Origin of the sequence: Kitasatospora purpeofusca (assembly GCF_034043715.1) — a bacterium.
In the GTDB taxonomy this organism is placed as follows: Bacteria; Actinomycetota; Actinomycetes; order Streptomycetales; family Streptomycetaceae; genus Kitasatospora; species Kitasatospora purpeofusca_A.
Genome location: NZ_JAXCLC010000013.1, coordinates 68,714 through 80,842, shown reverse-complemented (window position 1 = coordinate 80,842; position 12,129 = coordinate 68,714). Strand labels below are relative to the sequence as shown.

The 12,129-nt window shown below is 73.5% G+C and carries 14 protein-coding genes; 5 read left to right on the top strand and 9 right to left on the bottom strand.

The features are described 5' to 3' along the window. Positions 1–47 precede the first annotated feature (47 nt). The 3 genes from tadA to SM793_RS09770 all read right to left on the bottom strand — a co-directional run bounded on the left by tadA (position 48) and on the right by SM793_RS09770 (position 1,637). Positions 48–557, bottom strand: coding sequence for a tRNA adenosine(34) deaminase TadA (gene tadA, locus SM793_RS09780; protein ID WP_320437685.1), 510 nt, complete (start codon positions 555–557; stop codon positions 48–50). A gap of 57 nt (positions 558–614) precedes the next feature. Beyond that, complete coding sequence (locus SM793_RS09775) at positions 615–1,157, bottom strand: tRNA adenosine deaminase-associated protein (RefSeq protein ID WP_320437684.1); 543 nt, start codon at positions 1,155–1,157, stop codon at positions 615–617. 243 nt (positions 1,158–1,400) lie between these two features. Then, positions 1,401–1,637: a hypothetical protein gene (locus SM793_RS09770; RefSeq protein ID WP_320437683.1), complete on the bottom strand. Its 237-nt coding sequence runs from the start codon at positions 1,635–1,637 to the stop codon at positions 1,401–1,403. A gap of 173 nt (positions 1,638–1,810) precedes the next feature. Here SM793_RS09770 and upp point away from each other — a divergent pair, with 173 nt between their 5' ends. Beyond that, positions 1,811–2,446 (top strand): uracil phosphoribosyltransferase, encoded by a 636-nt coding sequence (gene upp / locus SM793_RS09765; protein ID WP_320437682.1) that lies wholly within the window; start codon positions 1,811–1,813, stop codon positions 2,444–2,446. An 89-nt stretch (positions 2,447–2,535) separates the two neighbouring features. Here upp and SM793_RS09760 read toward each other — a convergent pair whose 3' ends face one another. Together SM793_RS09760 and SM793_RS09755 are read right to left on the bottom strand one after the other, a co-directional pair. Next, complete coding sequence (locus tag SM793_RS09760) at positions 2,536–3,204, bottom strand: LytR C-terminal domain-containing protein (protein WP_320437728.1); 669 nt, start codon at positions 3,202–3,204, stop codon at positions 2,536–2,538. Between the two features lie 243 nt (positions 3,205–3,447). Continuing rightward, the gene (locus SM793_RS09755) at positions 3,448–3,744 is read right to left on the bottom strand and encodes a type II toxin-antitoxin system VapB family antitoxin (protein ID WP_030061387.1); all 297 of its coding nucleotides are present in this window, start codon (positions 3,742–3,744) and stop codon (positions 3,448–3,450) included. Between the two features lie 180 nt (positions 3,745–3,924). Between SM793_RS09755 and SM793_RS09750 the strand changes: the two genes are divergently transcribed. Continuing rightward, positions 3,925–5,535 (top strand): helicase HerA-like domain-containing protein, encoded by a 1,611-nt coding sequence (locus SM793_RS09750; protein WP_320437681.1) that lies wholly within the window; start codon positions 3,925–3,927, stop codon positions 5,533–5,535. Positions 5,536–5,551: 16 nt separating this feature from the next. On the opposite strand, the gene SM793_RS09745 is transcribed toward SM793_RS09750, so the two are convergent. Both SM793_RS09745 and SM793_RS09740 read right to left on the bottom strand, forming a co-directional pair. Further along, positions 5,552–6,715 carry a hypothetical protein gene (locus tag SM793_RS09745; RefSeq protein WP_320437680.1) on the bottom strand — a complete coding sequence of 388 codons (1,164 nt, stop codon included), beginning with the start codon at positions 6,713–6,715 and terminating at the stop codon, positions 5,552–5,554. A gap of 112 nt (positions 6,716–6,827) precedes the next feature. After that, entirely contained in the window at positions 6,828–7,523 is a 696-nt protein-coding gene (locus SM793_RS09740; RefSeq protein WP_320437679.1) for a rhomboid family intramembrane serine protease, read from the bottom strand. 119 nt (positions 7,524–7,642) lie between these two features. Here SM793_RS09740 and SM793_RS09735 point away from each other — a divergent pair, with 119 nt between their 5' ends. Next, on the top strand, positions 7,643–8,161 hold the full coding sequence (locus tag SM793_RS09735; protein ID WP_320437678.1) for a YbhB/YbcL family Raf kinase inhibitor-like protein: 519 nt from the start codon (positions 7,643–7,645) through the stop codon (positions 8,159–8,161). A 96-nt stretch (positions 8,162–8,257) separates the two neighbouring features. Here SM793_RS09735 and SM793_RS09730 read toward each other — a convergent pair whose 3' ends face one another. Further along, the gene (locus tag SM793_RS09730) at positions 8,258–9,223 is read right to left on the bottom strand and encodes a YafY family protein (RefSeq protein ID WP_320437677.1); all 966 of its coding nucleotides are present in this window, start codon (positions 9,221–9,223) and stop codon (positions 8,258–8,260) included. A gap of 186 nt (positions 9,224–9,409) precedes the next feature. Here SM793_RS09730 and SM793_RS09725 point away from each other — a divergent pair, with 186 nt between their 5' ends. Continuing rightward, a complete protein-coding gene (locus SM793_RS09725; RefSeq protein WP_320437727.1) occupies positions 9,410–10,828 on the top strand; it encodes an MFS transporter in 1,419 nt (472 codons plus the stop codon). 71 nt (positions 10,829–10,899) lie between these two features. Continuing rightward, positions 10,900–11,112: a KTSC domain-containing protein gene (locus SM793_RS09720; RefSeq protein ID WP_320437676.1), complete on the top strand. Its 213-nt coding sequence runs from the start codon at positions 10,900–10,902 to the stop codon at positions 11,110–11,112. A gap of 36 nt (positions 11,113–11,148) precedes the next feature. Here SM793_RS09720 and SM793_RS09715 read toward each other — a convergent pair whose 3' ends face one another. Beyond that, positions 11,149–11,769, bottom strand: coding sequence for an HhH-GPD-type base excision DNA repair protein (locus SM793_RS09715; RefSeq protein ID WP_320437675.1), 621 nt, complete (start codon positions 11,767–11,769; stop codon positions 11,149–11,151). Positions 11,770–12,129: the final 360 nt, after the last annotated feature.

Here is a 12,129-nt window from a genome sequence, read left to right as displayed (position 1 = left end):
GGGCGGCGCGGGGACGAAATCCGTATCGGGGGCGGTCGCGGGGCGGGTCAGCGCTGGGTGTCGAAGAAGGCGCGGAGCTGCTCGCCGCATTCGTCGGCGAGGACGCCCGGGATCACCTCGGGGCGGTGGTTGAGCCGCCGGTCGCGCATCACGTCGAAGAGCGAGCCGGCCGCGCCGGCCTTCTCGTCGAGGGCGCCGTAGACCACGCGGTCGATCCGGGAGAGCACGATCGCGCCCGCGCACATGGTGCAGGGCTCCAGGGTGACGACGAGGGTGCAGCCGCTCAGCCGCCATTCGCCGACCCTGCGCGCGGCCTCGCGGACCGCGACCACCTCGGCGTGGCCGGTCGGGTCGCCGACGGCCTCGCGCTCGTTGTGGCCCCGGCCGATGATGCCGCCGTCAGGGCCGAGGACGAGCGCCCCGACCGGGACGTCCCCGGTGGCCGGCGCCAGCGCGGCCTCGGCGATGGCGAGGCGCATCGGCGCCGCCCAGCGGTCGCGGACCGGATCGGGGCGGACGGGAGCGGGCAGGGGTGGGATCGGGTGGGCGGACTGCATGGCATCCAGTGTCGGGTACGGCGGGGGCCCGGCGGTCCGGGCGGCGGCCACGGCGCGTTACCGGACGGCCTCCAGGACCTCGCCGCAGCCGAGCGCCTCGGCGATCTCCTGCAGGGCGTCACCGGGCACCGCGCCCTCGCCGCTGAGGGAGAGCAGGGCGTCCGTGGCGAGTCCGAACTCGGTCAGCAGGTGGGCGTCGCCGAGCGGGCCGACCGGGACCCCGTTGTGGCCCTCGCCCGCCTCGTCCTGCTCCTCGGCCTCGGCCTCCTCCTCCAGCTCGGCTACCAGGTTGTCGAGGTCGCCGAACTCGCTCTCGCCGGCCTGGTCCACCAGTTCGTCGGTGAGTACCGAGCCGTAGGAGCTGCGGGCGGCGGCGGCGCCGTCCGACACGAAGATGCGCGGGTCCTCCTCGCCGTCCACCCGGACGATGGCGAACCAGGCGTCCTCCTGTTCGATGAAGACCAGGACGCTGTCGTCGTCCTGGGCCGCCCCGCGGGCCAGGTCGGTCAGGTCGGCGAGGGTCTCGACGGAGTCGAGCTCCGTCTCGCTCACATCCCACCCGTCCTCGGAGCGAGCAAGCACTGCAGCGAAGTACGCCACCAGGGACACTCCCAAGATCTCGTCTCGGCTGTCGGCGCGCTCGGGCGACGCGGAACCGGCCGCCCCGCCGCGCCAGAGGCGGCCCGCTGTTCGGACCGTCCCATCGGAATCGTGACAGAAAGCCAGGCTCTGCGGGGCGTGTTCTGCAGCGCGTCTTCGCAGGTCGTGTCGGAAGGGTTGGCCGCCGGACGGTGTAGGGCGACCGGGTGGCAGCGGGACTGTGGAGAACCCGTAAAGAGCCCGTCAGATCCGGAAGGTTCGCATCCGCATCGCCTCGCGCATCCGGCGCTCCTTGGTGCGGCGGGGCTGGACCCGCTCGCGCAGTTCGCGGGCCTCGGTGAGTTCGCGCAGGAACACAGCGCGGCGCCTGCGGCGCTCCGCCTCGGTCTCCGGGCGGTCCGGGGGCGGGCCCGTGAGGCCGCCCGACGAGGTCGCGGCCTCGTCCGCCGAGCCGTTCCCGTGGTTCGGGTTGCTCGTCATAGGACCTGACTTTCCCAGATCGGCCGGGTTGATACCACACGAGACCGTTCCGTCCGGACATTCGCGGTGCGTCACCGCGCGTCACGGCAGAGTGAGCGGCGGCCCGGGCGCCGCGCGGCGCGGCCTGGCACGGCGTGTCGTACGGGCGTCCGGGCGCGGGCTAACCTCGACGCATGCGGATCCACGTCGTCGACCACCCCCTGGTCGCCCACAAGCTCTCCACCCTGCGCGACGAGCGCACCGACTCGCCGACCTTCCGTCGTCTGACCGACGAGCTGGTGACCCTCCTCGCGTACGAGGCCACCCGGGACGTCCGCACCGAGGAGGTGGAGGTCACCACCCCGGTGGCCGTCACCACCGGCACCCGGCTGTCCTACCCGCGCCCGCTGGTGGTGCCGATCCTGCGCGCCGGCCTCGGCATGCTGGACGGCATGACCCGGCTGCTGCCGACCGCCGAGGTCGGCTTCCTGGGCATGGTGCGCAACGAGGAGACCCTCGAGGCCTCCACCTACGCCACCCGGATGCCGGACGACCTGTCCGGCCGCCAGGTGTACGTGCTCGACCCGATGCTGGCCACCGGCGGCACGCTGGTCGCGGCGATCCGGATGCTGATCGAGCGCGGCGCCACCGATGTCACCGCCGTGGTGCTGCTGGCCGCCCCGGAGGGCGTCGCGGTGATGGAGCGCGAGCTGTCCGGCCTGCCGGTCACCGTGGTCACCGCGGCCGTCGACGAGCGGCTGAACGAGAACGGCTACATCGTCCCGGGCCTCGGCGACGCGGGCGACCGGCTGTACGGCACGGCCGGCTGACCCGTCCGGACGCGGTCACGACGGAGCCCCCCGGTGGTGAGCCGGGGGGCTCCGTCGCGTTCCGGTCCGGGGCTCGCGCCCCGGGCGGGTCAGCAGCTGCCGGTGCTGCTCGGGGCGGGGACCGGCCGGGTGGCCAGGGCCAGTGCGGCGGCGGCCTGGGTGTCGTCGAGCAGCGTGTTGTAGCTGTCGCCGATGACGAAGTCCACGGTGCCGTCGGTCCGGGCGTCGGCGGTGCTGGTGGCACCGGCGATCACCGAGCCGACCAGGGTGGACGCCCCGGCGCCGGCCGGGCCGGCGACCACCTGGGCGGTGCCGGGCACCTTCTTGTCCAGCTCCGCCGGGGCGTTGCCGACCTTGCCGATGGTGAAGCCGCGCTTCTTGAGCTCCTCGGCGGTGCGGGCGGCCAGGCCCGCCTTGGCGGTGGCGTTGTAGACGTTCACGGTGACGGCCGCGGGCTGCGGGACCGCCGCGGGGTCGATCGGGGCGGCGGCCGAGCCGGGTACGGTCGGCGCCTCCGGGGTCGGGGCGGCCAGCGGTTTGCCGGAGGGACCGGCGCAGGCCTGGGCGGAGGCGTTCTTGCCCTTGCCGCTGAAGATGTCCCAGAGCTGGACGCCGCCGAGGCCGATCAGCGCCAGCGCCAGCAGCGCGCCGAGCAGCGCGAACACCTTGCGGCTCTTCTTCGGTGGTCGGCCCAGCCGCGGATAGGCGTTGCCGGTGATCCGGTACTGCTTCCCCTTCAGACCTTGGGGAGTCAACATGCTCACGGTTTGTCTCCCCCTCGTACCAGGGCGGGGATCGGGTGAAGGTGGGGCGCGGCGTCGCGGAAAGGCGATTGCGGCCGTAGTCAGCAGATTAGTGCCGTACAGCCGCGAAGGTACTAAACGATCATCATCCGGAGTACTCCGGGACCCGAATGGCGGCACCCGGGGACGAGCGGACCGCCCCCCGGTACTGACCGGAGGGCGGTCCGACACGTACGGCCGGGTGAACCGGCCCGGTGGTCATTCCATTTCGAGGACACGGGCGTGCAGCACCTGGCGCTGCTGGAGCGCGGCGCGGACCGCGCGGTGCAGTCCGTCCTCCAGGTACAGGTCCCCGTGCCACTTCACGACGTGCGCGAAGAGGTCCCCGTAGAAGGTGGAGTCCTCCGCCAGGAGGGTCTCCAGATCCAGTTGTCCCTTGGTGGTCACCAGCTGGTCGAGTCGCACCGGGCGCGGGGCGACGTCCGCCCACTGGCGGGTGCTGGTACGGCCGTGATCCGGGTACGGCCGACCATTGCCGATGCGCTTGAAGATCACACGGAAAGCCTACCGTTTGGGCGGCGGATGGCCCAGCAGCCATGGCGCCGCCACGCGCACCGGTGCGAGCTGCGGGTGGAGGATTGCGGCTGTTTCATGGGAAATGTCGTGTAGATCCCTCGGGATCGATGCCCGTTACTCCGGCCCGCGGGGCCGCCGCACCGCCCGGGAGGGTGCCCGATGTCCGCTCTCGTTCCGACCGCCGTCCGGGAGATCGCCGAGGGGTACGCCTTCACCGGGCCCGCGCTGGACCTCGGCGCGGTGCTGCTGGACGGCACCGCGTACGCCGAGGCCCCGGTGCGGGTGCCGCTCGCGGTGCTCAACCGGCACGGGCTGGTGGCGGGAGCCACCGGCACCGGCAAGACCAAGACCCTCCAGCTGATCGCCGAGCAGCTGTCCGCCCAGGGCGTGCCGGTGTTCCTCGCCGACATCAAGGGCGACGTCTCCGGGGTGGCCGCGCCCGGCGAGCCGGGGGAGCGGACCGCCGCCCGGGCCGCCGAGGTGGGCCAGGACTGGCGGCCGCGCGGCTGCCCGGCCGAGTTCTACGCGCTCGGCGGCCTGGGCAGCGGGATCCCCCTCCGGGCGACCGTGACCAGCTTCGGCCCGCTGCTGCTGGCCAAGGTGCTGGACCTGAACGAGACCCAGGAGTCCTCGCTCGGCCTGGTCTTCCACTACGCCGACCGCAACGGTCTGGAGCTGTACGACCTCAAGGACCTCACGGCGGTCATCACCTTCCTCGACTCGCCCGAGGGCAAGGAGGAGCTGAAGGGCATCGGCGGGATCTCCGCCGCCACCGCCGGGGTGATCCTGCGCTCGCTCACCCTGCTGGAGAACGAGGGGGCGGGGGCGTTCTTCGGCGAGCCGGAGTTCGACACCGCCGAGCTGCTGCGGACGGCCGAGGGGGGTGCGGGCGTGGTCTCGGTGCTGGAGCTGCCGGCGGTGCAGGACCGGCCGCGGCTGTTCTCGACCTTCCTGATGTGGCTGCTCGCCGACCTCTACCAGGAGCTGCCGGAGGTCGGGGACCTCGACCGGCCGAAGCTGGTCTTCTTCTTCGACGAGGCGCACCTGCTGTTCAGGGGCGCCTCCAAGGCCTTCCTGGAGGCGATCACCCAGACCGTCCGGCTGATCCGTTCCAAGGGGGTCGGGATCTTCTTCGTCACCCAGACGCCGAAGGACGTGCCGGCGGACGTGCTGGCGCAGCTGGGCAACCGGGTGCAGCACGCGCTGCGGGCGTTCACCCCGGACGACGCCAAGGCGCTGAAGGCGACCGTCTCGACCTTCCCGAAGTCGCCCGCCTACGACCTGGGGGAGGTGCTGACCTCGCTCGGGACCGGCGAGGCGGTGGTCACGGTGCTGTCCGAGAAGGGCGCGCCGACGCCGGTGGCGGCGACCAGGCTGCGGGCGCCGCAGTCGCTGATGGGGCCGATCGGGCCCGCGGCGCTGCAGGCCGCGGTGGACGGGTCGGCGCTGGCCGGGAAGTACCGGGACGCGATCGACCGGGAGTCGGCGTACGAGAAGCTGGCGGCGCGGGCGGCCCGGCCGGAGGCGGAGCCGGTGCCGGCCCCGGTGCCCGCGGGTGGCGCGGAACCGGCGCGGGGCCGGGAGCGGGCGCCGGAGCGGACCTCGGAGCGGACCTCGGAGCCGGCGCAGGAGCGGGCGCAGGAGGGCGGCGGGCTGCTGGGGTCGCTGATGAGCAACCCGGCGCTCAAGTCCTTCGCCCGGTCCGCCGGGACGCAGCTCGGGCGGGAGATCTCCCGGAGCCTGTTCGGGACCTCCCGGCGGCGCCGGTGAAGGGCCGTCCGGGGCCTCAGCCCAGGGCGGCGCCGATCCGGTCCAGCGAGGACAGCCGCATCAGGCCGTAGTGGTAGAACTCGACCTCCGGCACCCCGAGGTCGCGCAGCACGGCGATCTTGGCGGCGAGGTCGGCCGCGCCGTCGCAGTCCGAGGCCATCGGACGCAGGATCACCGCCATGTCCTGCGGGCGGACCCCGTACAGGGCGAAGGCGGCGACCTTCTCGCGGACCGCCTCGGGCGTGCGGGCGTAGCCGAGGGTCTCGATCTGGTGGGCGGCCTTCGCCAGCCCCGGCAGGTCGATCCCGGACAGCCGGCCGGTGCCGGGGCCGCCGCCGTCCATGAAGCTCAGCCGCATGCCGTGGCGGGCCGCCTCCTCGGCCAGCTCGGCGGCCAGCGAGGTCACCGTCGCGGCCGAGGCGTCCACGTACGCGGCGACCGCGCCGTCCGCCAGCTCGTCCAGCGCGGCCGGCTCGGCCGCCGCCGCCTCGTCGGCCAGCCGGCGGCGGACCTCGGCGCGGACCGCCGCGGCCGCCTCCTCGGCGGGGACGCCCGCCCGGACGGCGGCGGCCCGGCAGTGCGCGCAGAAGCAGAGCCCGAGCAGCGCCTCGGCAGCCGGGCCCAGTTCCTCGAAGTAGCGCTCGTGGTGGTAGCCGTGGCGCAGGCCGTGGAAGTGCAGCGACTCCGCCCGGACCGCGTCCACGCCGTACCTGGCCAGCTCGGTGACCAGGGTGCGGGCGTACTCGCGGACCTCCGGGTGGGCCGGGCACAGCTCGGTGAGGTGGCGGTCGCCGAAGGCGTTGGCGGGGGCGCAGTCCGGGTGTTCGAAGCCGAGCCGGTCGTTGTGGCAGAAGACCGTCCAGGCGTGCAGTTTCAGGCCGCGCCGGCGGGCCTCCGCGGCGGCCTCGGCGAAGGGGTCGCGGTCGCCGATCGCGGTGGACGGCGCGGGCCGCAGCCGGCGGCCGGACCAGCGGGCCGGGTCGGGGCGGAAGTACGCCGCGCCCGGCTCCAGGTAGCGGATCACCCGGCGGGGGTTGTGCGGGAAGACGTCGCGGGCCGCGTGGTAGACCGAGGCGAGGGTGACACCGCCGACCCCGGCCCGGTCGGTGAGGTTGCCGAAGAACGTGTCGGCGCCCTCGTCGAGGAGGTCGGTGGCGAAGGCGAGGACGGACGACTCCACGGTGCGGCTCCGGAGCAGGGGGCGGGTGCCCGCCCACGCTAACCGGCGGGGTGCGCAATGGTCTATACCTGGCTGCCGTGGCGCGCCGGGGCGGGATGCCGGTCGCGGGGGCTCAGATGCCCAGGTCGTCGAGTTCCTTGAGCAGGACGGAGGCCGGGCTGCCGGGCGTGGTCCCGGGGCTGCCGGGGGCCGTGCCCGGGCCGGCCGCGGCGGGGGTGCCGGGTGCCGGCCGGGGCCGGCGGTCCCGCAGCAGCCAGGCGCCGAGGAGCCCGCCGGCCAGTCCGCCCAGGTGGCCCAGCCAGCTGACCCCCTGGGCGCTCGGCAGCACGCCCAGCAGGAGGTAGGAGTAGAGCGCGGCGACGACCACGCCGATCACCGTGTCCAGCGGGTTGCGGTCGAGGATCCCGCGCAGCACCACGTAGCCGAAGTACCCGTAGACCACACCGCTGGCGCCCGCCGTGACGGCCTCGGGGCGCTCGAACCACCAGACCGTCAGACCGCTGGACACCACGATCAGCGCGGTCGCGAGCAGGAAGCGCCGCATGCCCCGGTACGCGGCCAGGAAGCCGAACGCGAACAGCGGCCAGGAGTTGGCCTCGAGGTGGTCCCAACCGAAGTGCAGGAACGGCATGGTGAGCAGGTCGGGCAGTTCGTCGAGCCGGCCGGAGTTCATCCCGTACTCGTAGGAGAGCCGGTAGTCGTCCAGCCAGTTCGCCACCTGGACCGCCCAGATGACGGCAAGCACGCCGAGCATCGTGAAGAGCGCGGCACGGGAGTCACGGAGCAGTCGGGCGAATCGCGGAGCCATGTCCCGACTGTAGGGCCGGGCCGGGTGGTTGGTCATCCCACTAAGGTGAATCCTGTCCGACGGCCCGCGTCCGGGCCCGGGCCTCCCCTTTTTCCCGCCGTGCCGAGAGGTGACCCTCCATGAGTGTGCGTCCGCCGCTGCCGTACGAATTCCTGCCGCAGGTGCCGTCCTTCGAGCTGACCAGCGAGGACATCACCGAAGGCGGCACGCTGGCCCAGGAGTTCGTCCACGCCGGCGGCAACCTGTCGCCGCAGCTGGCCTGGTCGGGCCTGCCGGAGGGCACCCGCTCGATCGCCGTCACCTGCTACGACCCGGACGCGCCGACCGGCTCCGGCTGGTGGCACTGGCTGGCCCTCGGTCTGCCCGCCGACACCACCGGCCTGGCGCGCGGCGCCGGGGCCTCCGACGGCGACCTGCCGGGCGAGCGCTCCTTCCACGGGCGCAACGACTCCCCGGGCAACCGGTACGACGGGGCGGCCCCGCCGCCCGGGCCCGCGCACCGCTACGCCTTCGCCGTGCACGCCCTCGACGTGGACGCGCTGGACGTGACGGCCGACACCCCGGCGGCCCAGATCGGCTTCCACATCACCTTCCACACCCTGGCGCGGGCCGTGCTCACCGCCGAGTACGGGGTCTGAGGACCGGTACCACCACGCCGCCGCCCGTGCGACCTGCGGGCGGCGGCGTCGTCGTCGTCCGGGCCGGGCAGGGCCGGGCAGGGATTGGACCCCGTCTCAGGCCGGGCCGGCGGCGCGGCCGGCGCGATCGGCGAGGCCGCGCAGGAGGGGGAGCAGCTCGGGCGGCGAGTGCACCTCGAAGTCGCAGCCGACCATCAGCAGGCGCATCGCCAGCCATTCCAGGGAGTCGGTGCGCGAGCGCAGCCGGCAGGTGTGCGCGTCGACCGGTTCCACCTCGGTGTCGCCGTAGCCGCCCAGGCGGTGCCGGGCGTCCTCGGCGGAGAGGTGCAGAGTGGCGTCCAGGGTGTGGGCGGAGGAGTACCGGCGGAGCTTGCTCGCGACGTACGCGGCGGCGTCCTCGGCGGGGAGCCGGCGCGGGGTGAAGCGGGCGCCGGTGGCGAAGGGGTCGCTGACCCGGTCCACCCGGAACAGCCGCCAGTCGTCCCGGTCGAGGTCGAAACCGACCAGGTACCAGCGGCGGCCGGCCGAGACCAGGCGTTCCGGCTCGACCTGGCGGCGGGTCTCGGCGCCGTTGCCGGCCCGGTAGCCGAAGCGCAGGCGCTCGTGGTTGGCGACGGCGTTGGCCATCACGGTGAGGTCCTCGGGGTTCACGGTCGGGCCGTCGCCGGCGAGCAGCGGGAGGGTGGCCCGGTCGAGGGTGGAGACCCGGTGGCGCAGCCGGGAGGGCAGCACTTGGAGCAGCTTGCCGAGGGCGCGCACCGAAGCCTCCTCGATACCGACCACGGCGTGTCCGGCGGCGGCGCGCAGGCCGACCGCGATCGCCACCGCCTCCTCGTCGTCCAGCAGCAGCGGCGGCATCGCGGTGCCCGCGACCAGCCGGTAGCCGCCGACCGGGCCCATCGCGGCCTCGACCGGGTAGCCGAGCTCGCGGAGCCGGTCGATGTCGCGGCGGATGGTGCGAGGACTGACCCGGAGCCGTTCGGCGAGCTCGCTGCCGGGCCACTCGCGCGGGGTCTGGAGCAGGGAGAGCAGGCTGAGGAGTCGTGCCGGGGTATCGGTCATGAGGTCCAGCGTGCCGGAAGTCGAGGTCAGGATCTGACCTAGATGCTTCCTAATGTGATCCACGTGCTGATGACGGACGGCGACGAGGAGCATGTGGTGCAGAAGGATTCGGGTTCCGGTTCGGGTGCGGGGGCCGGACCGGTGACGGTGCCGGACCGGCGGAGGTGGATCGCGCTGGCGATCGTGATGACCGCCTCCTTCATGGACCTGGTGGACGTCACGATCGTGAACATCGCGATCCCGAGCATCCAGGAGTCCACGGGGGCGTCGTTCTCCGCCGTGCAGTGGGTGACCGGCGGGTACGCGCTGGCCTTCGCGATCGGACTGATCACCGGTGGCCGGCTGGGCGACATCCACGGCCGGAAGCGGCTCTTCCTGGTCGGCATGGCCGGCTTCACCCTCGCCTCCGCGCTCTGCGGTCTCGCGAGCGGTCCCGAGGTCCTGGTCGCGATGCGCATCCTCCAGGGCGGGACGGCGGCGCTGATGGTGCCGCAGGTGCTGTCCATCGTCCACGCGACCTTCCCGGCGGAGGAGCGCGGCAAGGTGTTCGGCCTGTTCGGTGCGGTGATCGGGCTGGGCGCGGTCAGCGGACCGCTGATCGGCGCGCTGCTGACGCAGTGGGACGTGCTCGGGCTCGGCTGGCGGCCGATCTTCCTGATCAACCTGCCGGTCGGGATCGCCGGTCTGGTGCTCGGCCGGATCTACATCGGTGAGTCGAAGGCGGAGCGGGCGCTCCGGCTGGACCTGCCGGGCGTGCTGCTGGCCAGCACCGGACTGCTGATGCTGATCTATCCGCTGACCCACGGCCGGGAGGCCGGCTGGCCGCTCTGGGGCCACCTGGTGATGGCCGGGAGCCTGCCGGTGTTCGCGCTGTTCGTCGGGTACGAGCGGCTCAAGACCCGGCGGGACGGTTCGCCGCTGGTGGAGCTGTCGCTGTTCCGGGTGAAGTCCTTCGCCGCGGGCATCGGCGTCCAGCTGACCTTCGGTGTCGTGTCCGGCATCTTCTTCCTGGTCTGGACCCTCTACATGCAGCTCGGCCTGGGCTGGAGCCCGCTGAAGGCCGGTGCGACCGGTATCCCGTTCTCGCTCGCGGTGTCGACGGCGGCCGGGATGTCGGTGCAGCAGCTGGTGCCCCGGTTCGGGCGGAAGGTGCTCCAGGCGGGGGCCCTGGTGATGGCCGTCGGCGTGCTCGTCTACATCGCGGAGGCGCACCGGTACGGCACCGGCATCGCGCCCTGGCAGATGGCGCTGCCGCTGGTGGTGATGGGTGCCGGTATGGGCCTGATCGTCGCGCCGATCACCAACTCGGTCCTGGCGGAGGTCCCGCAGGAGCACGCCGGTTCGGCCTCCGGGCTGATCAACACGGTGAACCAGGTGGGCCTGGCGCTCGGCCTGGGGCTGGTGTCGGTGGCCTTCTTCGACGCGGTGCCGGCCGGGGCGGCCGGCGGCCCGGCGTTCGTGGACGCGTTCCAGCACGCGATGTGGTGGGTGCTCGGGGTGCTCGCGGTGGTGTTCCTGCTGATGTTCGCGCTGCCCGGGCAGCAGAAGACGGCGGCCGCTCCGGCCGCCGTCGAGGAGGCCGAGCGGGAACCCGCCCTGGTGTAGCCCTCCGGTCTGCCGGGCCCCGGTCGCGCGACGCGCGCGACCGGGGCCCGCGTGTGCACACTGGGAGGGCCATGGACCGCGTCCCGGTGGACTCCTCGGCGCTGCGCTCGGTCGGGTACGACGCGGCGCGGCGCGTGCTGGAGCTGGAGTTCGTCCGCGGCGGCCGTTACGCCTACCTGGCCGTGCCGCGGCGGGTGCACCGCGAGCTGATGGCGGCGGAGAGCCACGGGCGCTACTTCCTCCGGAAAATCCGCGACCGCTACGACGTCCGGCGGCTGGGGTGAGGCGTGCGCGATGCCGCGCCGGGCGTCGCCCGCGGCTCAGGCGCGGACCTTGGTCCTCGCCCGGGCGTCCTTGGCCGCCTTCTCCTCCTTGGCGGCGAGCTTCAGTTCCTGCTTGGTGGCGCGCACCCGCTCCAGCGACTCGGGGCCGGTGATGTCCGCGACCGAGCGGAACGCCCCGTCCTCGCCGTAAGCCCCGGCCGCCTCGCGCCATCCCTCCGGCCGCACGCCGTACTGCTTGCCGAGCAGCGCGAGGAAGATCTGCGACTTCTGCTTCCCGAACCCCGGAAGGGCGTTGAGCCGGCTGAGGAGTTCCCGCCCGGTCGCCACGTCCTTCCAGAGCGCGGCGGCGTCCCCGTCGTACTGCGCCACCAGGAACTGGCAGAGCTGCTGCACCCGTTTGGCCATCGCCGCCGGGTACCGGTGCACCGCCGGCTTCTCGCAGAGCAGGGCGACGAACTCCTCCGGGTTGTAGGTGGCGATCTCGTGGGCGTCCAGGTCCTTGTGCCCCAGCCGCCCGGCGATCGTGAGCGGGCCGGTGAACGCCCATTCCATGGGCACCTGCTGGTCCAGCAGCATCCCGACGAGCGCGGCGAGCGGGCTCCGCCCGAGCAGTTCGTCGGCCTCGGGCTGCTGCGCGAGCCGCACGGTGACGTTCATGGGCTGACCTCCTCGAAGCGTGGATTCGGGTCGCGCCCAGTCTGCTGGACGGGCGCCGAGGGGGCCGCGTCAACACGCCATGACCAGCCGATTCCTTGGAACGGCCGGTTGGTTCGTCGGCGGACTTCCGGGCCGACGGCGTCGTCGCCCCGGACCAGGGGTCGGACGGGGTCTCCGGGGCGGACCCGGATGCCGGATGCCGGAGGCCGAATCCTCCGGTGCGGGCGGCGTGGTGAGGTGCTCGGCCGGCGCGGTCCGGGCGTAGTGGGCCGGCGGGCGCCGGAAGGGTGGGGTGGAGCCGATCAGTCGCACGGGTGATCCATTCAAGTGGGCCTGAGTGGTCAGGTGTTCGACTGAGCT